This window comes from Streptomyces sp. NPDC094147 (assembly GCF_044764265.1).
Lineage (GTDB): Bacteria > Actinomycetota > Actinomycetes > Streptomycetales > Streptomycetaceae > Streptomyces.
In genome coordinates this window covers 115,782-141,193 of record NZ_JBIWHT010000016.1, presented here as the reverse complement: position 1 = coordinate 141,193, position 25,412 = coordinate 115,782, and the positions used below count along the sequence as shown (strand labels likewise).

Here is a 25,412-nt window from a genome sequence, read left to right as displayed (position 1 = left end):
GCGCTTTGACAACGTCCGCCATTGCCGAAAGTTGATCGCGGGTGAGGTGAGACCGTCAGGAAATGCCGGATTCGGCGAGGAAGGCGGTGAAGGCGTCCACGTCGTAATTGACCGCGTCCGGGTGTACGACGGCGCCGTCGACCAGCACCGTCGGGGGCGTGGACTTGCCCGAATCTGCGTATGCCCGTTGGGAGTTGGTCGCCCACTCCGCGTAGGTGCCCTTGCGCAGGTCGTCCTGGAAGCCGCGTTCATTGAGCCCGGGTACGGTGTCCGCGTTCTGCCGCAGGAAGTGCGGCGTGTACGTGGCGGGGCCCGAGGCCATGAGTGCGGCCCGGAATTCGGGGAACCTTCCGTGCTCCAGTGCGGCGCGCAGGGCGGCGGCCACGTGCTGGGAGCTGTCGCCGCCGCGCCGGTCGTCGCGGGACGAAGCGACCGTGTACTGGATCTTCAGGGCGAGCACGGCGACCGCGACCGTCGCGGTGAGAGCCGTTCGCGGGCGTCCGGACGGTGGCGGTGGCGTTGACGGTGGCGGTGGCGGCGTCTCGGGCCCCGCCTATTGGGCGTGAAATGCCCCGTGCGGAGTTCACCGTTCTTGTGCGGTCCGGAAGTTGCTCGGGCGGCGGCGGAGGGCGACGTCCGCGCGGCTGAATGTCATCGCCTTGCGGTGCGGCTCGGCTCACGCCTCTTCGAGGAGCCCCGACCGGTGGGCCAGGATCGCGGCCTGGGTGCGGTTGTCGACCTTCAGGGTGGCGAGCAGGCGCGACACGTACGCCTTGACCGTGCCCTCCGTCAGATACATCCGCCGGGCGATCTCCGCGTTGGACATGCCGCTCCCGAGGTGGCACAGGATCTCGCGCTGCTGGTCGTCGAGTGACTCCACCCGGCGCCGCTGCTCCAGCGGGATCCGCGCCTCCGCGGCGCCCCGCCCCCGGGACGCCTCAAGGAGGCGGGCCGCCGAGGCCGAGGCGAGCACCGTGCCGCCCGAGGCGACCAGGCGCACCGCGCCGACGACCTGCTCGGGCGGGGCGTCCTTGAGCAGATAGCCGGCTGCGCCCGCCTGGAGGGCGTCGATCACGCCCTCCTCGGTGTCGAACGTGGTCAGCACCAGGACGGCGGGCGGGTTGGGGAGCGCGAGCAGCAGTTTGGTGGCGGTGATGCCGTCCATGCCGGGCATCCGCAGATCCGTCAGGACGAGGTCGGGCGCCCGTTCGCGGGTGAGGGTGAGCGCCGCCGTCCCGTCGCAGGCCTCGCCGACGACAACGATGTCTTCCGCCGCGTCGAGCAGCATGCGCAGCCCGAACCGTACGAGCGGCTCGTCGTCCGTCACGAGCACACGGATCATGACTTACTCCCTTGGTCTGCGCCCGGCCGGAGCATGGGCACCGTCGTCGAAACCTGCCAGCCGCCCTCCGGCGTCGGGCCGGCGTGGAATTCGCCGCCCAGCAGGGACACCCGCTCACGCAGTCCCAGCATGCCGAAGCCACCGCCCCCGTCCGCCGCGCCACGCGTCCGGGAGGGGTGTACCGGCGCGTTGCGCACCCGTACTTCGAGCGCTTCACCGGCCACGGCGACCCACACCTCGGTCTCCGCCCCCGGCGCGTGCTTCACCGCGTTGGTGAGGGCCTCCTGGACGGTGCGGTAGGCGGTCAGCGCGATCTCGGGCGGTACGGTTCCGGCCGCGCCCGAGGTGAAAGTGATGTCCAGGCCCGATGAGCGGGCCTCCGCTACCAGGGCGTCCAGATCGCTCAGGCAGTGCCCGGCGATCACCGAGTCGCCGCCGTCCCGGAGCGCGCCGAGGACTTGGCGCAGGTCCCGCATGGCGGCCCGCGCGGTGTCGCCGACGGCCCGCGCCAGCTGCCTGCTCTCGGGCTTCGCGCCGGGGACGAATTCGATCGCTCCGGCGTGCATGGCGATGATCGCGATGCGGTGGCCGAGGACGTCGTGCATCTCGCGGGCGAGGCGGACCCGCTCCTCCGCCCGGGTCTGCGCGACCCGGCGCTCGCGCTCCTCGCGCAGCGCCGTGATGCTCCGCTCGTACGCCGTCGCCACCAGGCCGAAGACCACCGGGAGCAGGACGTAGACGACCGCGATCAGGAAGTCTTCGAGCCAGGAGTCGCCGAGGTGGCCGGGCAGCAGCACCATCAGCGGTACGAACGCCGTACAGCAGAGCGCGATGACGGCCGGGCGGTGGCGGCGCTGGTAGCGGGCCAGGCCGTAGAGGGCGAAGAAGACGGGGAGGCGGGCGCCGGTGAGGGCCAGGCCCCCCATGGTCAGCAGGGCCACCGGCAGCGGCACCTGCCGCCGCCACAGGAACCCCGCCGTGATCACGACCGCGATCGCCAGGCTCGGCAGGATTCCGTGCACCAGACCCGCCGTCGTCTTGAAGGCGCTGTGCACCGCCCCGACGGCGACGAGCCCGACGATCAGCAGGTCGGCGCGTATCCACCGGGTCCGTCCCGCCGGGGCCATCAGCGTGGAATACCAGCGCTCGAAGGCGTCCGGGCAGGAGTCGGCGGTCACGGAGATCCTTGATCAAAAATGTACATTCACCCTAATTGGTGCATACCTTATGTGGGATGCCCCAATATGGCAGTGACCGGCGTCTCAGGCGCCTCGGGAAACCGGGTCAGGTCTCGGGTGCCTCAGGCGCACCGGGGAACCGGCGCCTCAGGAGAACAGCAGGCGCCAGGTGTGCGCGCCCGGGTAGCCGTCGGCTTCGGAGCCGGTCCAGCCCTGCGCCCGCTGGAACGCCTCCACCGCCTGCCGGTCGGCCTCGCTCCAGGTCGGGCCGGGCCCCTCGGTGTACGACTGGCCGAAGCCCTTCTGCGCCAGCCGCTCCCCGAGCAGCGTCACGTACCGGTTGCTCTGCCCGGGACCGAAGTGCTGCGCGCCGGGGAATCCGGCGGCGTGCCCGTCGCCGCCGGAGCCGCCCTCGCCGCCGATGTCATGGCCACCGCCGTTGACGAGCATCCGCCAGGTCGCCGATCCGGGGATGCCGTCGGCGTCCGGCCCCGACCATCCCTGCGCCTGCTGGAAGGCACGGGTGGCGGCGCCGTCGGCGGAGCCCCAGCGCGGGCCGGGGCCCTCCTCGTAGAAGCGTTCCCCGCCGCGGCCGACGAGCATGGTGCCGAGCCGGGTGACGTACGCGTTGCGCGCTCCGGGACCGAAGCGGCCCGCGCCCGGGAAGGCGTCGCCACCGCCCTGGTCCTGCGAACTGCCGTCCCCAGCACCGCCGTTGCCGCCGCCGTCGCTCTGAAGCCCCTTGTAGCGGTAGGGCACGTACGAGGAGCCGTTCGAGCTGTACGCGTACGGAATCGTCCGCTTGACCGCGCCGTAGCTCGGGGTCTCCTCCATCACCTCGTAGCGCGTGTGCTCGTCATTCGCCCAGCCCGCGAAGAGCACCACATGTGAACCCCGCTCCGGGTTGTCGTCGTTGTGGTGCAGCAGCATGTCGCCCGGCCGCAGCTCCTCCTTGGTGATGCGCACCCCGTACTCGTGCAGGTCGCCGGTCCAGTGGCTGTCGCCGAGGGCCCAGGCCATCGAGACGAAGCCGGAGCAGTCGGTGCGGTAGCCGTCGTGGAACCCGTTCATGCTGTACGGGACGCCCGCGTCGACCCAGCTCTGGGCGCGGGCGAGGATCCGCTCGCGGGTCACGCCCTGGTCCGCGCGGGCGGCGCCGTATTCCTGGGAATCATCGGCGGCCACCGTGCGCGCCTCGGCGGCCTGGGCGTGGGCCGCCCCCACACCCGCGAACGCGACACCCGCGAGGACGGTCACCGTCGCCAGCCGGGACGCATGGGCGCGGGCGGAACGACGGCCGGCGGGCCGCGGCGGCATCTGGGTGTGGGCCGCCGCCACACAGCCCGGACACACACAGTCGGCCGGAGCGGGCAGTTCACGGAACGCGGGCAGTGACATCGGGCAGTCACCCTCTTCTCAGCATCGACAACCCTGTCGATGCTGGATCCGGGGACCGGGCCGAACGTCAACGCGGGCGCCGCCGAAGGTGAACGCCCTTCGCCTCGGCCCCTACGGCCGGGGAGCGCCGCCCGGGTCGCCCGGCGGCTCCTTCGCCAGGAGGGGTGCGGAGCCCCGGGCCGCGTAGAACGCCACCGCGAGATCGCAGATCAACTTGCCGCGCTGGCGCTCGTCCAGGTGCACCATGTCCCGCTCGGCCAGCCGCTCGACGGTGTCGTTGACGGTGTCCACCAGGTTGTCCGCCACGGCTTCCCGCAGCCGCGCGTCGAGCGCGAAGATCTGCTGGCGGCGCATGGCGGTGGCCATGTCGGGCGCGTAGTCGACCCGCGACGGCTGTACGGAGTAGACGTCGAGGCCCACCGCACGGCACCCGGCGGCGACCTCGGTGGTGAGCCGGGCGGAGAGCCATTCGCTGTCGCGCAGCGACGGCCCCTCGGTGCCGAACGCGTGGCGCGGCATGGTCGCCAGGACCTTGACGACGGCCGCTTCCACCACGGCGGTGAGGTACTTCTCATGGTCCGCCACGCCGAAGACCGCCCGCGCGGTGTCCCGGACCCGCCAGACGACCAGGATCACCACGCTGAGCGCGATGCCGTCGCCGTCCACGGCCCGGATCCCCTCGGTACGCCAGTGCCGCAGCCGTACGTCGACCCGGCGGCGGCGCAGCCACGGCGGCACCCAGACGAGCCGCGTGCCGCGGAACGTACCCCGGTAACCGCGGCGCCGGCTGAGCACCGTGGCCGTGCCGTCCCCGCCCCAGGTCAGGCCCAGGACCGCGAAGCACACGAGGGCCAGGCACAGCGAGGCCGCCGCGCGCAGCGCCGAGGCCGCCGGTGCGGAGAGCTGGATGTCCGCGCGGCCGGTGAGCTCCGGCACGAACCACCCCGCGGACAGGGCTCCCAGCACGAGGCAGCCGATCGTCGCCGCCGCTGCCAGGGCGACCGCGATCCGCCCGGGGACCACCCGGGCCTCGCGCTCCCGAAGGTGCGGCGGGCGGGGCGGACGGGCGCCGGACCGGGGCCCGTCGTGCGGCTGATCGGCCGTCGCGGCGGCGGCCGTGCCCCCCTGAGGGCCCGCGCCGCCCGTCGGGCGGCGGACGGCCACGGGTATCTCCTGCGTCCGGTCCGCCCCGAAGTCCCGTACACGTCCGCCCTCGGCGGCCCGTTCCGGATACCCGGGATACCCGTCCCGTTCCGGAAAACCTCGGCTCTCTTGTGTCATCTCTCCACAATCTCCGACAGGCGGCCAACCACTCGACAATTTTCGGGCAATCGCCGGACAATCACCGCTTCACGAAAGTTCACTCTTGCCCGGAAAAGGGAATCAATTCCCGCAGATCACGCGGCGACGGCGGGCAGCCGGTCTAATCTTCTCGCAGTCGAATTCCATCCGCAGCGCACAGCACCCGGAGATGTTCAGCGTGAAATCAGTCATCACGAGCAGCATATTCATGCTCCTGGAGAACGGCCGCGAAAAGGAGCCCGTGCTCGCCCTCCTGTACTACCGGCGCGATCGCCCCTTCGAAATGTCGATCACCTTCCGCCCGCTCGACGGAACGACCGTCACCTGGACATTCGCCCGCGATCTGCTGATGGAGGGCCGTTTCGTTTTCACCGGCGAGGGCGATGTGCAGGTGTGGACGCTGCGGCACAACGACGGCCCTCGCGTGTACATGAGCCTCTTCTCCGACTCGGGCCACGCGCTGCTCTCGGCGGGCGTCGACGACATCGACAGCTGGTGCCGGCAGATGAGGGCGCTCGTTCCGGTCGGCTCCGAGCACGAGCACTTCGACATCGACGCGGAACTCAAGCCGCTCTTCCAGTGACGGGCCGGGCGCCCGGCCCGTCTCCACCGCGGTCGCCCGCCCCGCTGGAGACGCGGCCATTCATGGATGCGGCCACGGATTCGGCAGACAGGTGGCCGCGCCGGTGCTCAGGGACTTGGTCTGCTGCATCATCACGGGTGCGGGCGCCCCGTCCTCATCGCACGTCGTGTGGTTGTGGCCGAGCCGGTGCCCGACCTCGTGGTTCACCAGCATCCGCCGGTAGCCGAGCATGTCGTCCCCGTAGGTGGGCGCGCCCTGCGCCCAGCGGTACGCGTTGATCATCACGCGCTCCGTGCCGTACGCGTCGCAGGACACCGTCTGCTCCCCGGTATCCAGCCCGGACTTCGCACACCACGCGTTCACCGTCCCCGTACTGGCGAGCGTGACGACGAAATCGGCGTCCCCGCCCGGGACCCGCTCGAAGGACAGGACGCCTTCCTGTTCATCGGGCCAGCCGCGCGGGTCGTTCAGGGTCCGCTGGACGAACGAAGCGAAGAGAAGCGGGTCGAAGCCGAGCTCGGCGAGCCCGTTCTCGAAGTCCACCCGGTACCGCAGCGTCCGGCCCGCCCCGTTCCTCTTCCCGGGGGCCTCGTGCCCGTCCACCGCCGTGAACTCGCCGCCCAGGGCGAGCTGTTGCTCCGCGGGGATCCTGCGGGACAGCGCCGCCTCCACAGCACTGGACTCGGACGCGGCGGCCGACTCGGGCGGTGCGGCAGGCGGACCCTTGAGGACGTAAGGGGTGTTGTGCACGGGCTCATGCGCGGGGCCTCCCGGCCCCCACGCCGCCCACCCCAGCAGAGCCGCGGAGACCGCCGCCGCGGCGAACCGCAGGAGCCCCGCCGGCCGCCACGACCGGCACCACCCGGCCCTCGTCAGGCCGCCGCGCCAAGGCCGCCCCCCGAAACGGCTACGCCTGTTCATCGCACCGCCCGACACCGGCCGGCCGCGTGGGCAACGCGGCCACGGGCCCCGTGACCGCGTCGATGAGGCGCCGATAGGCGAGGTGGCTCTGCCGGACCTGGATCAGCGCCGCCCGGTAGGCCTGGGCGACCTGCTCGTCACGGCCGACCAGCTTGCGCACCTCGTCCCCCACCCGGTCGAGCGGGCGCAGCGCCACCATCTGGGCATCGGACAGATGCCGCCGCGGCCGCCGCCCGTACCAGCTGCCGCCGATCGACGGCATCCCGAGCAGCGCGTCCACTCCCTGCTGAGCAGGGGTGAACAGGCGGGGTGGCACACCGTACGGGGCCAGCGGCAGCTCGGCGACCAGGGTGCGCGCGGCCTGCTGACTGGCCGCCGGAGCGGGCCGGTAGGGCACGGCGGCGAGCCGGCCGGCGAGCAGATCCTGCACCGCCGCCTGTATCCGTGTGATCCGGTCCAGGGCCCGCACCACCGGCCACGGCCGCAGGACCGACTGGGCCAGCAGATGGCTCTCCCACAGAATCGGGGCGGTCAGTCCGTCGATCCGGGCCGCCGTCGCAAGCAGCAGGTCGAGGCGGCTGGGCCGCTCCGTGTCGGACCACTGAAGCACCGGCCGCCAGCCGTCCGCCGACACGGCCTCGGGGCTGTGATTGCCGCCGGCGAGCAGCGACACCGCGCCGAACTCGCTCGTGCCCAGCCGGTTGGCCACCGCCCGCCATACGAGGGCGAAGTGATCCGGAACCGGGACCGCGCGCTCTGCCCCGCCCGTCAGGACGTCGCACCAGCCGCAGTTGACGCTGATGGCCGCGAGCCGGAGCCCGACCGCGTCCGCCTGGCGCCCGGAGAGCAGGAAGGCGCTCGGCACCCACCCGGCGAGCGGGACGTTCCAGCGCTCTTCGACGACCGCGCGCGCCTCCCGGAGACTCCCCGCGCGCATCGTTTCCTGCACGATGCGGTCGAGCGGCCGCCAGGCGGCACTCAAGTGGCGCGGGGGCACCGCGGGCGGCAGCAAAGGGCGCAGCGACGAGAGGCTGAGGGACTGAGCCGATGACATATATCCTCCGGGACGCGACGGCCCGGCCCGAGTTCCCACTCCCGCCCGATGACCGTCTCCTTGCTTGCTGCCCGGCGATGCTATGGACGCGAGTCGGTCCGACCGGCGATAAAACGCGGTCGACTCGGCGACGGATCGACAACCTTGGTCAACCGGCCGGGCAGCCGATCGTCAACGGGAGCCCGTGCGGCACCCACCGGGCGCCCGCCCGCTCGGCCGCGCCCGGCCGGCCGGAGCCTCGCGGCGCATATCTGTGGTCGCGAAGAGAGAAATTAACGCAAGGCGCCGTGAGGGTTTTTCATGTGACGGGCGGAGTGGAATTATTGACCGGGCCCCGGCGATCGTGGCGTGCTACTGTCGATATCAGTTGCAGTTGTGGTTCCCAAAACTTCAAGTGCCCTTGCCCGCCATCCGTGCCGGTGAGCGCACTTTTGTATGTCCGGGCCCGATCCGGCGGGGTAATCATCGCAGTGACGCGGAGTTCGCACGGTGCGGGCTCCGGGAAATGCCCCGAAGGAGATCGACATGGCTGCTGGTACCGTGAAGTGGTTCAACGCTGAAAAGGGCTTCGGCTTCATCGAGCAGGACGGTGGCGGCCCCGACGTGTTCGCCCACTACTCGAACATCGCCGCCCAGGGCTTCCGTGAGCTCCAGGAAGGCCAGAAGGTGAACTTCGACATCGCGCAGGGCCAGAAGGGCCCGACGGCCGAGAACATCGTTCCCGCCTGACACCGACGCGTACGTCACAGCCGACGCGTACTTCGTAGCTGGGGCCCGCACCATGGGGTGCGGGCCCCAGCTCGTTGCGTTTCAGGGCATACGTTTTCAGCGACGCGGCGGCGCGCCCCGAACATTTCGTCGCGGCCCGATCCGCCCTCGCATCCGCCCGGCTCGTTCTCGCTATTCCCTGTGCCATTCGCTTTCCGGGAATTCCTTGATACGTGCCGCATCAAGGAAGGTTCCCCGTGAACCGCACCCGTTCCAATGACCGCTTCTCCCGTACCCGTTCCGGAAATACCGGCGCCCCGAGGGGCGGCAGCCGCTTCGGCGGGGCGGCCTCCTCCGGCCGCTCGGGCGGCGGAGGCCGCCCCGGTGGACACGGTCGGCGTCCCGCCCCGCAGGGGGAGTTCGCGCTGCCGGTGACGACCACCCCCGCGCTCCCCGCCGTCGAGGCGTTCGCCGATCTCGCCCTGCCGGCCCAGCTGCTGGCCGCGCTTGGCCGGGAAGGCGTGACCGTGCCGTTCCCGATCCAGGGCGCCACCCTGCCGAACTCGCTGGCGGGCCGCGACGTCCTGGGCCGCGGCCGCACCGGCTCGGGCAAGACCCTCGCCTTCGGCCTCGCGCTGCTCGCCCGCACGGCCGGCCGGCGGGCCGAGCCCCGACAGCCCCTGGCGCTGGTCCTCGTCCCCACCCGCGAGCTCGCCCAGCAGGTCACCGCGGCGCTCATGCCGTACGCCCGCTCCGTGCGGCTGCGCCTGGCCACGGTGGTCGGGGGCATGTCGATCGGCAAGCAGTCCGGTGCGCTGCGCTCCGGTGTGGAGATCGTCGTCGCGACCCCTGGGCGTCTCAAGGACCTCATCGACCGGGGCGACTGCCGGCTGGACGAGGTCTCCGTCACCGTCCTCGACGAGGCCGACCAGATGGCCGACATGGGCTTCATGCCGCAGGTGACCGCGCTGCTCGACCAGGTGCGTCCCGAGGGGCAGCGGATGCTGTTCTCGGCGACCCTGGACCGCAACGTCGACCTGCTGGTCCGCCGCTATCTGGCCGACCCGGTGGTGCACTCCGTCGACCCGTCGGCGGGCGCGGTCACCACGATGGAGCACCACGTACTCCACGTGCACGGCGCCGACAAGAACCGGGCGACCACCGAGATCGCGGCCCGCGACGGCCGGGTGATCATGTTCCTGGACACCAAGCACGCCGTCGACCGCCTGACCGAGCACCTGCTCCACAGCGGCGTCCGGGCCGCCGCGCTGCACGGCGGCAAGTCCCAGCCGCAGCGCACCCGGACCCTGGCCCAGTTCAAGACCGGTCATGTGACGGTCCTCGTGGCCACCAACGTCGCCGCCCGCGGCATCCACGTCGACAACCTCGATCTGGTCGTCAACGTGGACCCGCCCAGCGACCACAAGGACTATCTGCACCGCGGCGGCCGCACCGCCCGCGCCGGCGAGTCCGGCAGCGTCGTCACCCTGGTCCTGCCGGGCCAGCGCCGCGAGATGAGCCGCCTGATGGCCACCGCCGGCATCGTCCCGCAGACCGCCCAAGTACGGTCCGGAGACGCCGAGTTGAGCCGCATCACGGGCGCCCGGACGCCGTCGGGCATCCCGGTCACCATCAGCGAGCCGGTGGTGGAACGCCCCCGGCGCACCCCTTCCGCCCCGTCCCGCGGGCGCCGCGGCCGTACGGCCCGGGACCGGCGCTCCGGCCAGTCGGCGCCCGGCACCGCCCAGCGGCCGTCCGGCGTCAACAATACGGCTGCGTAAGGCAGTTCACGTACCACCGACAGCCCGGCTCCTCGGCCGCCGCCGAACCGGCCTCCCCCGTCGACCGTTCTCTCTCCCTGTGAGGCACCATGCGCTGTGTCATCGCCCGCTTCCCGTTCGACCTCACCAAGAGCGGGGTGGTCGAGTCCATGAAGGGCGTCAAGCCCGAGCCCATCGTGGGTGAGTCCGTACTCATCGGCCGCCGCCACTACCCCGTCAAGCAGGTGGGCTCGGTCATCACCCGGCAGGACCGGCGCGACTTCAGCGCCCAGGAAGTCGTACGGGCCATGACCCTGCTCGGCTTCAAGTGCGGCGCGATCGGCGAGGCGGCACCCGCCCCCGCCCTGACCCCGGTCGAGACCGCCTCGGCGCTGCTCGGCGCGCCCGCGGTCGCGTAACCGCGAAGAGGGCGGGCGGCAGTCCGCACGCACCGCACGACGAGGGCCCTTCCGGCGCACACCGGAAGGGCCCTCGTCGTCTGTCGTGGCCCGGTACCGAAGGTCGGCGCAGCCACAGGGCGGGCCCATGGTGTTGAATTTCCCGCGGGGCCCTGGTGCCGTACGGCGCGGGGGCCCCTCGACGCGTTGCACAAAGAGGTGACATGACAGCAGACACTCCGCTCAGTGGCCGACTGGACGACGACGACTACCCCGCCTACACGATGGGCCGGGCCGCCGAAATGCTCGGCACCACCCCCGGCTTCCTGCGGGCCATCGGTGAGGCCCGGCTGATCACGCCGCTCCGCTCCGAGGGCGGGCACCGCCGCTACTCCCGCTACCAGCTCCGGATCGCCGCCCGCGCCCGTGAACTCGTCGACCAGGGAACGCCCGTCGAGGCCGCGTGCCGCATCGTGATCCTGGAGGACCAGCTCGAAGAGGCCCAGCGCATCAACGCCGAGTACCGCCGCGCCGCCGAGGCCCAGAGGGACGACACCGCTCGCTGAGCCCCTCCCGGCGCGATCCGCCCCCGGGCCGGTGGGCGTCAGGAGTATGAGCGGTGAACCACCTATTCCGGGGATAGCTGGGCCCCGGCGGCGGACGGAATGATCAACCGGGCGGGTGCCGCCCTGCGGCAGGGCGCCGCGGTTGTCCTGCGAGACCCGCGCCCGGCCAGCCCCTCAAGGAGCAGATCATGTCCGCCTCCCCCGCCATGACCGCCCGGGTCGGCCCCCGCCCGCTCCTCGGGACCGCCGGGTCCGATACGCGCCCAGCCGGACCACGGGCAGCGAGCGGCCGCGGGGCGGCCGCGACATGACCCTCGAAGCCTCCGTCGCCGCGGTCACCGGCCTGGCCTGGCTGGTCTCGATCTGCCTCTCCGTGCTGTTCACCGGCGCCGGACCCGGCCCGAAGGCGGCCCCCGCCCCGCCGGAGCCGGAGCCCGGCCTCTTCGCCGAGGCCTACCTGCACGAACTCGACCACTTACACGCGGCGATCTCCGCCGCCCACCTCGAAACCCGGCCCGGCGCCGCCTCCATGGACCTGGAGGAGTGCTGGTCCATCTGGAACACCGGCCCGCACGAGCGCCGGGACTGAAGGCGACCGGAGTCTCCTGATCAGTCCGCGCAGTACGTGTCGTGCCGCGGCCGCTCGCCCGTCGTCAGGAACGCGGTGACCGTACGGTCGCCGCAGGCGTTGCCGCTGGCCAGGTAGACGCCGTGGCCGCCGTGGTCGACGGTGACCAGGCGGGCCCGCTCGCCGAGGGCACGGCGCATCTTGAGGGCGCCGAAGTACGGCGTCTCCGGGTCCCGCAGGTTCTGGATCATCAGGATGTCGGAGGGGCCGTCCGAGGTGATCCGGGCGGGCTTCTCGACGGGCCCGTCCTTCCAGAACGAGCAGGGCGTGATGTTCGCCGGCATCCCGGCCGTCAGCGGGTGCCGGGCCCGGTCGGCGGCCACCGCCTTCTCGTACGCCGGGACCGAGTCCGGCCAGGCCACGTCGTTGCAGATGACGGCGACCGCGACCGCCGCGCCCTGGTCCGGGAGCGGGGCGGCCAGCGCCCCGGGCAGCACCGGCTTCCCGCCGGGGTCCTGGGCCGCCTTCACGAGGTGGGCCAGCTCCGGGAAGGCCTCGTCGGACTCCAGCGCGTTCTGGAGGGCCTGGCGCAGCAGATTGCCGGTGAGCGGGACGCCCGGCGTGGCCGACTCCTTGGGCGCACGGTCGAGCCGGGCCGCCAGGTCCAGCATCAACGGCCTTACGTCCTGCGCCTGTTGGGCCAGGCGCAGCTCGCCCCGCGCCGGGTCCGAGGCCCAGGCCGCGAAGTCGGGGAAGCGGTCGTCGGCGGCCTGCGACATGTTCGCCAGCCAGCCCCGCGCGACGCGCGACGGGTCGGGGTCGCCACTGCTGTCGAGCACCCAGCGGTCGGTGCGGTCCGGGTACTTCTGCGCGTACTGAGCGCCCACGTACGTCCCGTACGACACGCCCCAGGCCGACAGCTTCCGCTCGCCGAGCGCCTCGCGGAAGCGGTCGAGGTCGCGCACCTCGTTGGCGGTGGTGAAGCTGCGCAGCACGGCGCCGCCGTTGCGGGCGCACGCCTCGGCGGTGCGGCGGGCCCGCGCGACGTTGTCGGCTATCCGGCCGTTCGGGTCCGGCCAGCCCCGAAGGTTCACCAACCTCCGGTCATCCGGGGGGAGTTGGCAGCTCGCCGTGGTGCTGCCGCCCACTCCGCGCGGGTCGAGCGAGACGATGTCGTACGCGCCGTTCAGCTGTCCGCGCAGTCTCTCGCCCTTCTGCGTCAGGCTCTGCACCCCGGAGCCGCCGGGGCCGCCCGGGATCATCAGGAGGGTGCCGCGCCGCGCCTCGGGCCGGTCGCTGCGCAGCCGGGACACCTTGAGGGTGAGCCGCGGACCCTGCGGATCGCGGTAGTCGACCGGCACCGGAAGGTCGGCGCACTCCTGCCCGGTGGGGCCGTCGGGCTGTGCGCAGGAGCGCCAGTCGAGCGCGGGGGGCGCGGGGGCCGCCGCGGCCGGTGTCACGAGGCTCGCGGCGACGGCCGCGGCGCAGAGGGCGAGGAGTGCGGCCCGTTGGGTGTGTGTCGTCATGCGGGCAAGCCTGGTCGACGCGGACGATCACGCCCATCCGGCTGCCCTGCGGGGCTCTGCGGGGGCTAACCCCCGTATGTCCCCTAAGGGTTGAGCAGTTCGCGGAACTCGCGGTACATCTCCGTGACGGCCGCGTCGACCGCCGCCGACTTGGTGTCGAAGTTGAGGAAGCCGTGGATGAGGCCGGGGTACCGGTGCTTCCTGACCGGTACGCCCGCGGCGCTCAGCGCGTCCGCGTAGGCGAGGCCCTCGTCGCGCAGCGGGTCGCACTCGCCGCAGCCGATGACCGCCGGGGCCAGGCCCGCGAAGTTCCCGGCGAGCAGCGGGGAGGCGGGGGCGCGGCCGCCCGCGGTGGGGTCGTCGCCGAGGTAGAGCAGGATGTCGTTCTCGGCCTCGGCGGTGGTCAGCAGGTATCCGGTCGCGTTCTCGGTCCGGGACGGGTGTCCGCCGTCGCCGCTGAGGTCGGTGCACGGGTAGGCGAGCAACTGGGCGGCCAGCGGCCTGCCTTCGTCGCGGAAGGCGAGTGCCACCCCGGCGGCCAGGCCCGCTCCCGCGCTGTCGCCCGCCACGGCGAGCCGTCCGCCGCCGTAGTCGGCGATGCTGTCGGACACATGGCTCGTCACGGCCACGCAGTCGTCGAACGCGGCGGGGAAGGGGAACTCGGGGGCGAGCCGGTAGGCGACGGCGACCACCACCGCGCCGAGGTCGCGGCAGAGCCTTCGGCACACCCCGTCGTGCGTGTCGAGGTCGCCGACGACAAAGCCCCCGCCGTGGAAGAACACGACGGTCGCCGCCGTGCCGCCGCCCGCCGGCCGGTAGACCCGCACCGGCACCCCGGCCACCCGGTCGTCCCGGACCGAGGCGACCTCGACGGGCGGGTCGGGCGCCACGGCGAGCGAGAGAGCGCGGTTGCCCGCCCGCATCTCGGCGACGGAGGGCGGGGTGTCGGGCCCCGGCCCGTCGACACCGAACTGTTTCAGCAGGGCGGCGATCTCCGGGTCCATGGGCATGGGATCGGGCCTTTCCCTCACGTAGCGGCGTCCAGCGGCCCACCCAACATAGGCAGCACCGGCCCCGGCGGGCGCGTTCGGGGACCCGATCGGGGCGGGCACAGAATGTCGGGTCGGGCAGGGCGGGCCGCTCCTAGCGTGGAGCTCGTAAGGAAGAAGGAAGGGGGCCGGGAGTGCTCAAGCGGCTCAATCAGGCGATGGACCACATCGAGGACCGTCTCGACCGGGAGATCGACGTGGGCGAGCTCGCCCGCATCGCGATGACGTCGGAGTACCACCTGCGACGGCTGTTCTCCGCGCTGGCCGGGATGCCGCTGTCGGAGTACGTGCGGCGCAGGCGGCTGACCGTCGCGGGCGCCGAGGTGCTGGCCGGGGAGCGCACGCTGCTCGATGTCGCGGTGCGCTACGGCTACACGTCCGGGGAGGCGTTCGCGCGGGCGTTCAAGTCCGTGCACGGCGTCGGCCCCGGCGAGGCCCGGCGGACCGGCGCGGCCCTGCGGTCCCAGCCCCGGATGTCCTTCCGCCTCGTCGTCGAAGGGAGCAGCAGCATGCGGTACCGGGTCGTGGAGAAGGAAGAGTTCCGGCTGGTGGGGAAGAAGGCGCGGGTGCCGCTCGTGCACGAGGGGGTGAACCCGGCGATCGCCGCATTCATCCAGGGCATCGGGCCGGAGACGGCCCGGCGCATCCACCAGCTGTCCGACCAGCTGCCGGAGGGCATCGTCGCGGTGTGCGACGACCTCGACCCGAGCCGGGCCGAAGGCACCGAACTGGACTACTGGCACGCCTCGTTGACGCGGGCGGACACGGACGCGCCCGACGGCCTCGACTCGATGGTCGTGCCCGCGGGCACCTGGGCCGTCTTCGAGAGCACCGGGCCGTTCCCGCGGGCGCTCCAGGAGATGTGGCGCGACGTGTACACGGAGTGGTTCCCGTCCAATCCGTACCAGAACCGGCCGGGGCCCGAGATCCTGCGCACCCGGCCGGCGGCCGGCGCCGAGGAGACGGACGCCGAGCTGTGGATCCCGATCGAGCGGACCCCGGCGCGGGCCTGACCCGCAGGTTTGCGGAGGCCGGGCCCTCGCAGGCGCGGGGAGCCCGGTCTTCGCGGACCGTACGGTTCAGCGGCCCGCGCCCAGCCGCCGCTTCGGCTTCGGGTCGGCGGCCTCGCTCCGCGCCCACAGGGAGCGGACGTGGCCCAGGTGGCGGGTCATGCACTTCTCGGCGGCCCGCGCGTCGCCGGACAGCATCAGGTCGAGGAGTTCGAGGTGCTCCTCGGCCGAGGGGATCAGCTCGTCGCGCTGGTCGAGGGCGGTCAGACCGTACAGGCGGGAGCGCTTGCGCAGATCGCCGACGGTCTCGACCAGGCGCTCGTTGCCGGAGAGCGCGAGCAGCGACAGGTGGAAGCGGCGGTCCGCCTCCAGGTAGCCGATGAGGTCGTGGTCGCGGGCGGCGCGCACGATCTCCTCGGCGACCGGCCGCAGCGCCTCCAGGTCGGCGCGGTCGGCGGTGCGGGTGACCCGGCCGATCATGGGGACCTCGATCAGTGCCCGGATCTCGGTGTACTGGTCGAGGTCCCGCTCGTTGACCTCGGTGACCCGGAACCCCTTGTTGCGGACCGGCTCCACCAGGCCTTCCCTGGCGAGGTCGAGCATGGCCTCGCGCACGGGGGTCGCGGAGATGCCGAAGTCCTCGGCGAGGCCGGGCGCCGAGTAGACCTGGCCGGGGCGGAGCTCGCCGGAGATCAGGGCGGCGCGCAGGGCGTGGGCGACCTGGTCGCGCAGCCGCTCGGTGGTGGTGATGACCTTGCTCTGCTTCAGGTGAGCCATGCTGTTCCTCCGTACCGAGCGGAGACCCAGAGTACAATGTCACGTTTCTTCGGGAGGCGGGCTTCCCTCTCCGTGCAGCCCCCGCCGCCCCTCTTCCACCCCTCCTCCGCCAACTCCGTTACGGGCAAGTCCAGATAAAAGGCTCCCCCGATTCCTCCCGATCCCTTGCCAGTACAATTTCACATTACTATGTTACGGGTCACATTCCAGCCAGCGCCCTGGCTGCCCGAACCGTTCGCGGAGTGACCACTGATGAACAAGCGCACTTCCACCGCCGTCGCCGTCGCCCTCGCGGCCACGCTCGCCCTCGGCACGGCCGGCTGCTCCGGGGGACAGCAAGCGGCCGGGGGCGAGGGCGGCAAGAACCCGGCCGCCGCCAACGTGGGCAACGTCATCGGCGGCACGCCGGTCAAGGGCGGCACCCTCACCGTCCTGTCCGACCAGGACTTCACCCACCTCGACCCGGCCCGCAACTGGGTCATGGACGACATGGACTTCGGCACCCGGCTGCTCTACCGCACCCTGGTCACCTACAAGGCGGCCCCCGGCACCGGCGGCGCCGAGCTGGTGCCCGACCTCGCGACCGACCTCGGCACCTCGTCCAACGGGGCCAAGACCTGGACGTTCCACCTGAAGCAGGGCGTCAAGTACGAGGACGGGACGCCGATCACCGCGCAGGACGTCAAGTACAACGTGGAGCGGTCCTTCTCCCCCGACCTGCCCGGCGGCGCCGACTACGCGGCCCGCTACCTCGCGGGCGCCGAGGGCTACCGGGGCCCCGCCGACGGCAAGCACCTCGACTCCATCACGACGCCGGACGACCACACGATCGTCTTCGAACTCCGCAAACCCTTCGCGGAGTTCCCCAACGCCACCGTCATGCCGACGTTCGCGCCCGTACCGAAGGCGCGGGACACCGGGCCCAAGTACGACAACAGACCGTTCTCGTCCGGCCCGTACAAGGTCGAGTCGTACGAGCGGAACAAGCAGCTGGTCCTGGTCCGCAACGCCGACTGGGACCCCGCGACCGACACGGTGCGCAAGGCGTACCCGGACCGGATCGTGGTGACGATGGGGCTCAAGGCCACCCAGATCGACGACCGGATGATCGCCAGCCAGGGCGCGGACGCCTCCAGCGTCTCCTGGGAGGCGCTGCGCCCGGAGAGCGCGGCCAAGGTGCTGCCGAGCGCCGAGGTGCGCTCGCGGCTGCTCGCCGAGTCCACCAACTGCACGGACATGGTGCAGATGGACACCGGGCGGGCCCCGTTCACCGATGTGAAGGTGCGTCAGGCGGTGGAGTACGCGCTCGACAAGGACGCGGTGCTCACCTCCTCCGGCGGGCCGGCGTTCAACGACCCCTCCACCGCGTACATGCCGGCCGCGCTCTTCGGCGGCAAGCAGCCCGACACCCTCAAGATCCCCGCGACCGGCGACGTCGCCAAGGCGAAGGAGCTGCTCAAGGAGGCGGGCAAGCCCGACGGGTTCACGACGAAGATGACCGTCTCCACCGGCGACAAGGGGCGCGCCGAGGCGATCCAGCAGGCGCTCGCCAAGGCCGGCATCAAGCTCACCATCGAGACCGTCGACCCGTCGGCGTTCTACGCCACCATCGGCGACACCAAGAACCGCACGGACATCGTGTACACGGGCTGGTGCCCGGACTACCCGTCCGGCTCCACGTTCCTGCCGTTCGTCTTCGACGGGCGCTTCATCAAGGACCGGGGCAACTCCGGCAACCACTCGCTCTTCCGCGACGAGGCGACCATGAAGCGGATGGACGAGATAGCGGCGATGACCGACGTCAAGGCGGCCGCCGCGACCTGGCAGCAGCTCGACGGCGAGATCCTCGCCAAGGCCCCGGCCGTCCCGGTGCTGGTCCGGCGCTGGCCGCTGGTGCTCGGCACCAACATCGCGGGCGGCTACGGCCAGACGTCCTTCGGCGGACAGCTCGACTACGCCACCGTCGGGCTCAAGAACCCGTCAAAGAACGGGAATTGAGGGCCCGTCAGTCATGACCACTCTCGTGAAGACACCGGCTCGGACACCGGCGGCGGCGACCGGGCGCGGGCCGTGGCGGCTCGCCCGCGCGGAACTGCGCCGCCGCACCTCCGTCAAGATCTCCCTCGCCGTCGTCGCCCTGTTCCTCCTCATGGCGGCGGGCGCCCCGCTGCTCGGCGCGCTCGGCGGCTGGTCGCCCGACGCCTTCGACAAGACGGCCGTCGACCCCTACCTGGGCGGCCAGCCGCTCGGGCCGCTCGGCGGGATCTCCGCCCGGCACTGGCTCGGCGTCGAACCCGTCACCGGACGCGACCTGTTCGCCCGCGTCGTGTACGGCGCCCAGGTCTCCCTGCTCATCGCCCTCACCGCCACCGCGATCGTCGTGGTCGCGGGCACCGCGGCCGGGATCGCGGCCGGCTACTTCGGCGGCCGCACCGACACCGTGCTCTCCCGCCTGATGGACCTCACCATGTCCTTCCCCTCCCTCATCTTCATGATCGCGATGATGTCGGTGGCCAAGGACGTCAACCGGATCCTCCTGATGACCGCCGTCATCGGCCTGTTCGGCTGGCCCGGCATCGCCCGCGTGGTGCGCGGCCAGACCCTCTCGCTCAAACACCGCGAGTACGTGGACGCCGCCCGCGTCGGCGGCTCGGGCCCCTGGCGCATCCTGAGCCGGGACATCCTGCCCGGGGTCGCCGGGCCCGTCATCGCGTACACCACGCTCATCGTCCCCGGCATGATCGCCACCGAGGCGGCGCTCAGCTACCTCGGCGTCGGCGTCCGCCCGCCCACCCCGTCCTGGGGCCAGATGATCGCCGAGAGCGTCTCCTTCTACGACACCGACCCGATGTACTTCATCATCCCGAGCAGCTGCCTGTTCCTGACGGTGCTCGCGTTCACGCTGCTCGGCGACGCGCTGCGCGACGTCCTCGACCCGAGGGGGAGCCGCACGTGATCCGCTACCTCGGCCGCAGGATCCTCGGGGTGATCGGGGTGCTCATCGCGATCGCCGCCGTCACCTTCACCATCTTCTACGTCCTGCCCTCCGACCCGGCCGCCGCGGCCTGCGGCAAGTCGTGCAGCGCCGACCGGCTCGAAGCGATCCGCGCCCACATGGGCCTGGACCAGCCGGTCTGGCGGCAGTTCTGGGACTTCGCCTCCGGGATCTTCACCGGCCGCACCATGGGCACCGGCCAGTACACGCTGCACTGCGCCTTCCCGTGCCTGGGCTACTCGTACGAGAACAGCGAATCCGTCTGGTCGCTGCTCATGAACCGGCTGCCGGTCTCGGCCTCGCTGGCCCTCGGCGCGGCCGTGCTCTGGCTGCTGCTCGGCCTGTCCGCCGGGGTCGTGGCCGCCCTGCGCAAGGACACCTTCACCGACCGGGCCCTGATGGTCGGCGCGGTCGCCGCCGCCTCGCTGCCGGTCTACTTCACCTCGGTGATGCTGATCTACGGACTGATCCGGGTGGCCGGTCTGCTCCCCTATCCGCAGTACGTCTCCCTCGCCTCCGACCCCGTGCACTGGGCCTCGAACCTGCTGCTCCCCTGGATCGCGCTCGCCATCCTGTACGCCGCCATGTACGCGCGCCAGAGCCGCAGTTCGATGATCGAGACGATGGCGGAGCCCTACATCCGCACCGCCCGCGCCAAGGGCCTGCCGCGCCGCACGGTCGTCGTCAAACACGGGCTGCGCTCCGCGATGACGCCGATCCTCACCCTGTTCGGCATGGACCTGGGCGGGCTGCTCGCGGGCGCCGTCATCACCGAGTCCATCTTCGGGCTCCCCGGCATCGGCCGGCTCTTCTACAACGCCCTGTCCACCGGCGACCAGCCCGTCATCCTCGGCGTGACCCTGCTCGCCGCCGCCTTCATCGTCGTCGCCAACCTGGCCGTCGACCTCCTTTACGCCGTCGTCGACCCGCGAGTGAGGTTCTGATGGCTGCTGTCACTGGACATCAACCCCTTTTGTCCGTACGGGACTTGGGCGTCACCTTCCCGACCGGAGGCGGTCCGGTACGCGCCGTCGACGCGCTCAGTTTCGACGTCCACCGGGGCCGCACCCTCGGCATCGTCGGCGAGTCCGGCTCCGGCAAGTCCGTCACCTCGATGGCCGTCCTCGGCCTGCACACCGGCGCCGAGGTCACCGGCTCCATCAGCCTGGACGGACAGGAGCTGGTGGGCCTGCCCGAACGCGAGCTGAACCGGCTGCGCGGCCGCCGCATGGCGATGATCTTCCAGGACCCGCTGTCCAGCCTCCACCCGTACTACACGGTCGGCGAGCAGATCGCCGAACACCACCGGGTGCACTTCAACTCCCGCCGCGCCGAGGCCCGCAGGCGCGCGGTGGAGATGCTCGCCGAGGTCGGCATTCCCGAGCCGGGGCGGCGGGCCGGCGAGTACCCGCACCAGTTCTCCGGCGGCATGCGCCAGCGCGTGATGATCGCCATGGCGCTCGCCTGCGAGCCCGAACTGCTCATCGCCGACGAGCCGACCACCGCCCTCGACGTCACCGTGCAGGCCCAGATCCTGGAACTGCTCGCCCGGCTCCAACAGGAGCGCGGACTCGCCGTCGTCATGATCACCCACGATCTGGGGGTGGTCGCCCGGGTCGCCCACGACGTCCTGGTGATGTACGGCGGCCGGGCGGCCGAACAGGCCCCGGTGGACGAGCTGTTCGCCGTGCCCGCCCATCCGTACACCCGCGGCCTGCTCGACTCGCTGCCCCGCCTCGACGACAGCGACGAGGAACCGCTGCGGGCGATCCCCGGCAGCCCCCCGTCCCTGCTGACCCCCGCCCCCGGCTGCGCGTTCGCGCCCCGCTGCCCCCGGGCGGCCGCCGCGTCCGCCGAGGTGCGGGAGCGCTGCACCAGCGAGCGGCCGCTGCTCGGCGGCCCCTTTGGCCATCCGGTCGCCTGCCACCTCCCCGCGCACGAAGGCGTCGCCTCATGACCACGAGTGCCCAACCCCTGCTCTCCGTACGGGACTTGACGATGTCCTTCCCCGGCCGCCGCAGCCGCTCCGCACCCGTGCGGGCCGTCGGCGGCGTCAGCTTCGACGTGGCGGCGGGCGAGACCCTCGGCCTGGTCGGGGAGTCCGGCTGCGGCAAGTCGACCACCGGCCGCATGATCGTGCGGCTCCTGGAACCGACCTCGGGCACGATCGCGTACGACGGCCGCGACATCAGCCGCCTGGGCCGGCGCGAACTGAGGCCGGTCCGCAAGGACCTCCAAATGGTCTTCCAGGACCCGCACTCCTCCCTCAACCCGCGCCAGACGGTGGCCCGGATCATCTCCGATCCCCTGCTGGCCCACGGGAGTTCGGCCGCCGACGCGCGGGCCCGCGCGGTCGAGCTGATGGACCTCGTGGGGCTCATCCCCGAGCACATCGACCGCTATCCGCACGAGTTCTCCGGCGGCCAGGCCCAGCGCATCGGCATCGCCCGCGCGCTCGCCCTCAACCCGAAGCTGGTCGTCGCGGACGAGCCGGTCTCCGCCCTCGACGTCTCCGTACAGGCCCAGATCGTCAACCTGATGGAGCGCCTCCAGAAGGAACTCGGCCTCGCCTACCTCTTCATCGCGCACGACCTGTCCGTGGTGAAGCGGGTCTGCGACCGGGTCGCCGTGATGTATCTCGGCCGCATCGTGGAGATCGGCACCAAGGAGCGCGTCTACGCGGCCCCGGCCCACCCCTACACCCGGGCGCTGCTCTCCGCCGTACCGCTGCCGGACCCGGTGGCCGAGCGGAGCCGGGAGCGGATCACCCTGCTCGGCGACCCCCCGAGCCCGGCCGCACCCCCACCCGGCTGCGCCTTCCACCCACGCTGCCCCCGAGCCGAGGCGATCTGCCGCACGGAGACCCCGCTGCTGCGGACCGCCGTACCGGGCGAGCGACGGGAGGTGGCTTGCCACTTCCCGGGGGAGGGGCTGACGCCCGAGACGGCCTGATGGGTCGCACTCCAGGGGCGCGGGGAACTTATGCGACCGGCCACCCGAGGGACGCTCAGAGCACGGTGCTGCCGAGCGGCCGGCCCGGGAGGGCGCCCGGCAGCACATAGAAGAGGGCCGAACCGTAGTGCTCGGCGAAGGAGTTGAGGGCATCGCCCGCCGCAAGGCGCTGCTGTACGCGGACGAAGAGCGCGGGATCCTTCATGTACGCCAGGAAGAGCAGCCCCCGGTCAAGGGGGCTGCTCTCGTAGGAGTAGCCGCGCCGCAGCATCCGCGCACCGCCGTCGAGCCGGGGATGCGCGAGCCGTACGTGCGCGTCGGCGGGCAGGACGTCGCCGCCCTCCGGCGTCTTCGCGTGCAGGTCGACCTCGTCGTACTCGGTACCGCCGCTGAGCGGCTCGCCGCCGTTCTTGCGCCGCCCGATGATCTGCTCCTGCCGGGACACCGGCAGCCGGCCGAACTCCTCGGCGCGCAGCCGCACCCGGCGTACGACGAGGAAGGTGCCGTCCGCGTACGGGTTCCGGCCGCCCAGCCACACCCAGCGCTCACTGTCCACCGGGGTGGGGTTGGACGTGCCGTTCTTGAACCCGAGGAGGTCGCGCGGGGTCTCGCCGTCCCGTACCGGGGTGAACAGGCCCGAGTGCGGGCCGGGGCGCTGCGGCGGCAGGAAACCGGCCTGGCGCCAGCGGGGCCGCAGCACTCCGGCGCCCGCGCCCGCGAGCAGCGCGGCCATCCGCTCGCACTCCCGCGGTTCCTGCGCGCAGATCTGTACGCCGAGCTCACCGCCGCCCGCCGCCGCGTCCAGGTGCTCGCCGGGGAAAGCGGGCAGTTCGCGCAGCCCCTCGGGGGCACCGGCGCCGAGCCGCGGCGGGAGGGCGGGACCGATTCCGACGGTCACGGTGGGGCCGGTTCCGGCTCCGGCTCCGGCTCCGGCTCCGGCTCCGGCTCCGGCTCCGGCGAGAAGCTCGGTCCAGCGGGCGAGGAGGCGGCGCACCGCGTCCCGGCCCGCGGGGCCGCGGGTGCCCGGCGTCAGGTCGTAGGAGACCACCAGCGCGTGCGGCTGCTGCGGTTCGGTGATGCCCGGCTGACGGGCGGGGCCGGGGGGCGCACCCTTGGCGGGGCGCCGTTCGCGCCGGGGGGCGGGGTCGCATGCCGTCAGGGCCACGGCCAGGGGGAGGCCGGCCAGGACGGCGCGGCGGCCGACCCCGGGGGAGCCGGTCCCGGGGGCACTCGATTCTTCGTACAAAACGGTGCATTTCGTGAGGGAGGTGGTGCGCACGATACACCTGCGGCGCTGGGTGGCGGGGTTGCCTCGGCCCTGCGCGCCGTCTCGTGCCGGGGTGGGCGGCTGGGGTGAGTGGCGACCTCCGTGGGCCACACGCAGCTCGGCCTGCCCGATATGGCCTGGCGCCCGCGGGCCCCCACCATGACGCGTGCGCGGGGGCCCGTTGCGTCGCTCGCAGGTCACGAAGCGACCGGCCGGCTCGGCTCATCCAGCCAGAAACGCTGCCCCTCCGCGTCGACGGTCACGCCGAACCGCGTGATGTCCGGCCGCCGTTGCCTCTGGTACCAGGTGAACGACCGCACCACTTCGCCCCACAAGTCACGCGGACCCCAGAGCCGCACGGCATCCTCCTCCCACCAGTCGGCGTACCGGACGATCGCGACGGACGTACCGGACTGGTCCACGAACTGGACCTTCCGGTCGTTTCCTTCACCGCGATGGGAGTACGACACGTCGGGCATCTGAAGGCCGATCGCGAAGTCCTGCACGTAGGGCCCTCGCAGCACTTCGTACGGGTCGATCGGTGATGACCTGCGACCGGACTCATCGGGCACGTTCAGCGCCCGTCCGGGGCGTTCACCGCGAATCCACATGTACGACGCCGCGCCCACGAACCGTCCCTCTGCTCTGCCGCGTCCGACACGGAGTTTCAGCAGTCCGGCGTTCTCATAGGCAGTGCCGAACGGCGTGAGGATCAGGCCGCCTTCGCCGACCTGTTCAATCCACGCGCGCGGCACCGTGCGCAGCGATGCGGTGTTGATGATCCGGTCGAACGGAGCCCGCTCGGGCACCCCGAGGAGACCGTCCCCGCAGACGAGATGCGGGGCGTACCCGGCCCGTTTGAGGTTCGCGGCGCCCCAGTCCGCGAGATCGTGATCGATCTCGACCCCGGTGACCCGCTCGCCGCCCACGCGCTCACACAGGTACGCGGTGTGGCAGCCGGACCCGTACCCGACGTCGAGAACCGTGTGGCGCGGGCCGAGTTCGAGGTGCCCCAGCTTCTCGAAGACGATGTCCGGGGCGGACACCGACGAGCTGAAGTCGCCCGAGGCCGGTCCGGTCGGCAGGGTCTTCCCGTCGTCCATCTGCGTGATGACGGACCGGTGGTGGTCCCACACGGCCCGCCGCCACGCCTCCCGGTCGGCATCCCGGTCGACGAATCGGTACCGGCCCCTTCCGTCCAGCTCGGGCACCCAGGCCCGGACGGGAACGAAACTCTCCCGGTCGACCGCGTCGAATGCGTCCATGAGCCAGGGCTCACTGAACACGCCCTTGGCCGCGAGCGCTCGGCGACACACTTCACGGTGGCTCACGTCGTCGCCTGCTTCGGCCGCTGCCCGTCAGGACTCGGCGGCTCCGGCGGGGGCGTCCACGGCTTGTCATCCGTCTCGCCGCCGTGCTTTCCAGCCATGGCGTCTTCCCTTCTCACTGGGGCGCTCCGCGCGGGGGCGCCTTTGGATGCCCCCCCCGGTGACCTCCGGGGAGCAGTTGGGTGGTCACACTCCAGGCGCAGGTGCCGGACCAGGGGACCGACGGCCCGAACTGGCCGGCCACGACTCCTCCGCGCCGGTCACCGGCCGCGGCCCTTCGCGGCGTCGATGACGTCCAGGACTTCCAGGAACACCCGCACCGTCCGGGCCAGGGCCCGGAGATAGGTCCACGCGCCCAGCGGGACGGGCTGGGGGCCCTGTGCCAGCAGGTCGGCCCAGTCGCGCAGCGCCGCGTCCGACCGCCGGGGCCGGTCGTTCACCGGCAGGGCCTGCACCAAGGCGTGCATGTGCTCACCGTGGTTCCGGACCGTCACGGTCAACCGGCCGATCTCCAGCGGGCTCGGCTTGAACTGGAACGCGACCAGCACCCGGTCGCAGTCCAGCGCGGCCAACTCCCGCTCGGTGGCTGTCAACTGCCTCGCGTCTATCGTGCTCACGCTCCTCACTGACTGCGCCCCTTCCTGATTCACCCCTTCCAGCGGGGGTGATGTGAAGAGGTAACCCCCGATGGCAGGCCCACGGGTACCGTTGAAGCTCTCCGGGAATGTGA

At 72.1% G+C, this 25,412-nt stretch carries 25 protein-coding genes; 12 read left to right on the top strand and 13 right to left on the bottom strand.

Translation table 11 applies throughout. From position 1 onward, the window contains the following. Positions 1-55 precede the first annotated feature (55 nt). The 5 genes from ACIQ8J_RS23250 to ACIQ8J_RS23230 form a co-directional block, all read right to left on the bottom strand. Positions 56-460 (bottom strand): DsbA family protein, encoded by a 405-nt coding sequence (locus ACIQ8J_RS23250; protein WP_403272714.1) that lies wholly within the window; start codon positions 458-460, stop codon positions 56-58. A gap of 216 nt (positions 461-676) precedes the next feature. Beyond that, positions 677-1,342, bottom strand: coding sequence for a response regulator (locus ACIQ8J_RS23245; protein ID WP_403272713.1), 666 nt, complete (start codon positions 1,340-1,342; stop codon positions 677-679). Further along, the gene (locus ACIQ8J_RS23240) at positions 1,339-2,520 is read right to left on the bottom strand and encodes a sensor histidine kinase (protein WP_403272712.1); all 1,182 of its coding nucleotides are present in this window, start codon (positions 2,518-2,520) and stop codon (positions 1,339-1,341) included. The genes ACIQ8J_RS23245 and ACIQ8J_RS23240 overlap by 4 nt, the downstream gene beginning before the upstream one ends. Before the next feature lie 147 nt (positions 2,521-2,667). Further along, positions 2,668-3,918 (bottom strand): peptidoglycan-binding protein, encoded by a 1,251-nt coding sequence (locus ACIQ8J_RS23235; protein ID WP_403272711.1) that lies wholly within the window; start codon positions 3,916-3,918, stop codon positions 2,668-2,670. Positions 3,919-4,029: 111 nt separating this feature from the next. Then, on the bottom strand, positions 4,030-5,082 hold the full coding sequence (locus tag ACIQ8J_RS23230) for an SPFH domain-containing protein (RefSeq protein ID WP_403272709.1): 1,053 nt from the start codon (positions 5,080-5,082) through the stop codon (positions 4,030-4,032). A 316-nt stretch (positions 5,083-5,398) separates the two neighbouring features. Here ACIQ8J_RS23230 and ACIQ8J_RS23225 point away from each other — a divergent pair, with 316 nt between their 5' ends. Further along, positions 5,399-5,803, top strand: a complete 405-nt coding sequence (locus tag ACIQ8J_RS23225; RefSeq protein ID WP_403272707.1) for an SsgA family sporulation/cell division regulator — start codon at positions 5,399-5,401, stop codon at positions 5,801-5,803. Between the two features lie 60 nt (positions 5,804-5,863). On the opposite strand, the gene ACIQ8J_RS23220 is transcribed toward ACIQ8J_RS23225, so the two are convergent. Together ACIQ8J_RS23220 and ACIQ8J_RS23215 are read right to left on the bottom strand one after the other, a co-directional pair. Continuing rightward, positions 5,864-6,553, bottom strand: coding sequence for a DUF3152 domain-containing protein (locus tag ACIQ8J_RS23220; RefSeq protein ID WP_403272706.1), 690 nt, complete (start codon positions 6,551-6,553; stop codon positions 5,864-5,866). A gap of 157 nt (positions 6,554-6,710) precedes the next feature. Further along, complete coding sequence (locus ACIQ8J_RS23215; RefSeq protein WP_403272704.1) at positions 6,711-7,778, bottom strand: hypothetical protein; 1,068 nt, start codon at positions 7,776-7,778, stop codon at positions 6,711-6,713. Positions 7,779-8,303: 525 nt separating this feature from the next. On the opposite strand from ACIQ8J_RS23215, the gene ACIQ8J_RS23210 reads away from it, so the two are divergent. The 5 genes from ACIQ8J_RS23210 to ACIQ8J_RS23190 all read left to right on the top strand — a co-directional run bounded on the left by ACIQ8J_RS23210 (position 8,304) and on the right by ACIQ8J_RS23190 (position 11,799). Next, complete coding sequence (locus tag ACIQ8J_RS23210) at positions 8,304-8,507, top strand: cold-shock protein (RefSeq protein WP_031141049.1); 204 nt, start codon at positions 8,304-8,306, stop codon at positions 8,505-8,507. 236 nt (positions 8,508-8,743) lie between these two features. Beyond that, positions 8,744-10,267 (top strand): DEAD/DEAH box helicase, encoded by a 1,524-nt coding sequence (locus tag ACIQ8J_RS23205; protein WP_403272703.1) that lies wholly within the window; start codon positions 8,744-8,746, stop codon positions 10,265-10,267. Positions 10,268-10,356: 89 nt separating this feature from the next. After that, complete coding sequence (locus ACIQ8J_RS23200; protein WP_403272701.1) at positions 10,357-10,665, top strand: SCO5918 family protein; 309 nt, start codon at positions 10,357-10,359, stop codon at positions 10,663-10,665. A gap of 203 nt (positions 10,666-10,868) precedes the next feature. Then, positions 10,869-11,210 carry a MerR family transcriptional regulator gene (locus tag ACIQ8J_RS23195; protein ID WP_403272700.1) on the top strand — a complete coding sequence of 114 codons (342 nt, stop codon included), beginning with the start codon at positions 10,869-10,871 and terminating at the stop codon, positions 11,208-11,210. 307 nt (positions 11,211-11,517) lie between these two features. Further along, positions 11,518-11,799, top strand: a complete 282-nt coding sequence (locus tag ACIQ8J_RS23190; protein WP_403272698.1) for a hypothetical protein — start codon at positions 11,518-11,520, stop codon at positions 11,797-11,799. Positions 11,800-11,819: 20 nt separating this feature from the next. Here ACIQ8J_RS23190 and ACIQ8J_RS23185 read toward each other — a convergent pair whose 3' ends face one another. Together ACIQ8J_RS23185 and ACIQ8J_RS23180 are read right to left on the bottom strand one after the other, a co-directional pair. Beyond that, complete coding sequence (locus ACIQ8J_RS23185; protein ID WP_403272696.1) at positions 11,820-13,304, bottom strand: alpha/beta hydrolase; 1,485 nt, start codon at positions 13,302-13,304, stop codon at positions 11,820-11,822. Positions 13,305-13,387: 83 nt separating this feature from the next. Further along, a complete protein-coding gene (locus ACIQ8J_RS23180; RefSeq protein ID WP_403272694.1) occupies positions 13,388-14,314 on the bottom strand; it encodes an alpha/beta hydrolase in 927 nt (308 codons plus the stop codon). 173 nt (positions 14,315-14,487) lie between these two features. Here ACIQ8J_RS23180 and ACIQ8J_RS23175 point away from each other — a divergent pair, with 173 nt between their 5' ends. After that, positions 14,488-15,366 (top strand): GyrI-like domain-containing protein, encoded by an 879-nt coding sequence (locus tag ACIQ8J_RS23175; protein ID WP_403272693.1) that lies wholly within the window; start codon positions 14,488-14,490, stop codon positions 15,364-15,366. A 66-nt stretch (positions 15,367-15,432) separates the two neighbouring features. Here ACIQ8J_RS23175 and ACIQ8J_RS23170 read toward each other — a convergent pair whose 3' ends face one another. Beyond that, positions 15,433-16,140, bottom strand: a complete 708-nt coding sequence (locus ACIQ8J_RS23170) for a GntR family transcriptional regulator (protein WP_403272692.1) — start codon at positions 16,138-16,140, stop codon at positions 15,433-15,435. A 252-nt stretch (positions 16,141-16,392) separates the two neighbouring features. Here ACIQ8J_RS23170 and ACIQ8J_RS23165 point away from each other — a divergent pair, with 252 nt between their 5' ends. Genes ACIQ8J_RS23165 through ACIQ8J_RS23145 form a run of 5 tightly spaced genes read left to right on the top strand, consistent with a single transcriptional unit; the run spans position 16,393 to position 22,087 of the window. Then, the gene (locus tag ACIQ8J_RS23165) at positions 16,393-18,138 is read left to right on the top strand and encodes an ABC transporter substrate-binding protein (RefSeq protein WP_403272691.1); all 1,746 of its coding nucleotides are present in this window, start codon (positions 16,393-16,395) and stop codon (positions 18,136-18,138) included. Between the two features lie 13 nt (positions 18,139-18,151). Then, positions 18,152-19,096, top strand: a complete 945-nt coding sequence (locus ACIQ8J_RS23160; protein ID WP_403272690.1) for an ABC transporter permease — start codon at positions 18,152-18,154, stop codon at positions 19,094-19,096. Further along, positions 19,093-20,079, top strand: coding sequence for an ABC transporter permease (locus tag ACIQ8J_RS23155; RefSeq protein ID WP_403272689.1), 987 nt, complete (start codon positions 19,093-19,095; stop codon positions 20,077-20,079). Before ACIQ8J_RS23160 ends, ACIQ8J_RS23155 begins: the two co-directional genes overlap by 4 nt. Further along, complete coding sequence (locus ACIQ8J_RS23150) at positions 20,079-21,092, top strand: ABC transporter ATP-binding protein (RefSeq protein WP_403272688.1); 1,014 nt, start codon at positions 20,079-20,081, stop codon at positions 21,090-21,092. The genes ACIQ8J_RS23155 and ACIQ8J_RS23150 overlap by 1 nt, the downstream gene beginning before the upstream one ends. Then, positions 21,089-22,087 (top strand): ABC transporter ATP-binding protein, encoded by a 999-nt coding sequence (locus ACIQ8J_RS23145; protein ID WP_403272686.1) that lies wholly within the window; start codon positions 21,089-21,091, stop codon positions 22,085-22,087. The genes ACIQ8J_RS23150 and ACIQ8J_RS23145 overlap by 4 nt, the downstream gene beginning before the upstream one ends. Before the next feature lie 55 nt (positions 22,088-22,142). Here the strand turns inward: ACIQ8J_RS23145 and ACIQ8J_RS23140 are convergent, their stop codons facing one another. From ACIQ8J_RS23140 to ACIQ8J_RS23130, 3 genes are all read right to left on the bottom strand, one after another. Continuing rightward, the gene (locus tag ACIQ8J_RS23140; RefSeq protein WP_403272684.1) at positions 22,143-23,366 is read right to left on the bottom strand and encodes a Dyp-type peroxidase; all 1,224 of its coding nucleotides are present in this window, start codon (positions 23,364-23,366) and stop codon (positions 22,143-22,145) included. 185 nt (positions 23,367-23,551) lie between these two features. After that, positions 23,552-24,685, bottom strand: coding sequence for a protein-L-isoaspartate O-methyltransferase (locus ACIQ8J_RS23135; protein WP_403272682.1), 1,134 nt, complete (start codon positions 24,683-24,685; stop codon positions 23,552-23,554). A gap of 257 nt (positions 24,686-24,942) precedes the next feature. Next, on the bottom strand, positions 24,943-25,299 hold the full coding sequence (locus ACIQ8J_RS23130) for a DUF6415 family natural product biosynthesis protein (RefSeq protein ID WP_403272681.1): 357 nt from the start codon (positions 25,297-25,299) through the stop codon (positions 24,943-24,945). Positions 25,300-25,412: the final 113 nt, after the last annotated feature.

Bases quoted from the DNA above. Each gene is read 5' to 3' on its own strand.
- ACIQ8J_RS23145 (WP_403272686.1), top strand. From the start codon at position 21,089: ATGACCACGAGTGCCCAACCCCTGCTCTCCGTACGGGACTTGACGATG.
- ACIQ8J_RS23160 (WP_403272690.1), top strand. From the start codon at position 18,152: ATGACCACTCTCGTGAAGACACCGGCTCGGACACCGGCGGCGGCGACC.
- ACIQ8J_RS23245 (WP_403272713.1), bottom strand. From the start codon at position 1,342: ATGATCCGTGTGCTCGTGACGGACGACGAGCCGCTCGTACGGTTCGGG.
- ACIQ8J_RS23235 (WP_403272711.1), bottom strand. From the start codon at position 3,918: ATGTCACTGCCCGCGTTCCGTGAACTGCCCGCTCCGGCCGACTGTGTG.
- ACIQ8J_RS23210 (WP_031141049.1), top strand. From the start codon at position 8,304: ATGGCTGCTGGTACCGTGAAGTGGTTCAACGCTGAAAAGGGCTTCGGC.
- ACIQ8J_RS23185 (WP_403272696.1), bottom strand. From the start codon at position 13,304: ATGACGACACACACCCAACGGGCCGCACTCCTCGCCCTCTGCGCCGCG.
- ACIQ8J_RS23190 (WP_403272698.1), top strand. From the start codon at position 11,518: ATGACCCTCGAAGCCTCCGTCGCCGCGGTCACCGGCCTGGCCTGGCTG.
- ACIQ8J_RS23165 (WP_403272691.1), top strand. From the start codon at position 16,393: ATGAACAAGCGCACTTCCACCGCCGTCGCCGTCGCCCTCGCGGCCACG.
- ACIQ8J_RS23170 (WP_403272692.1), bottom strand. From the start codon at position 16,140: ATGGCTCACCTGAAGCAGAGCAAGGTCATCACCACCACCGAGCGGCTG.
- ACIQ8J_RS23200 (WP_403272701.1), top strand. From the start codon at position 10,357: ATGCGCTGTGTCATCGCCCGCTTCCCGTTCGACCTCACCAAGAGCGGG.
- ACIQ8J_RS23180 (WP_403272694.1), bottom strand. From the start codon at position 14,314: ATGCCCATGGACCCGGAGATCGCCGCCCTGCTGAAACAGTTCGGTGTC.
- ACIQ8J_RS23150 (WP_403272688.1), top strand. From the start codon at position 20,079: ATGGCTGCTGTCACTGGACATCAACCCCTTTTGTCCGTACGGGACTTG.
- ACIQ8J_RS23195 (WP_403272700.1), top strand. From the start codon at position 10,869: ATGACAGCAGACACTCCGCTCAGTGGCCGACTGGACGACGACGACTAC.
- ACIQ8J_RS23215 (WP_403272704.1), bottom strand. From the start codon at position 7,778: ATGTCATCGGCTCAGTCCCTCAGCCTCTCGTCGCTGCGCCCTTTGCTG.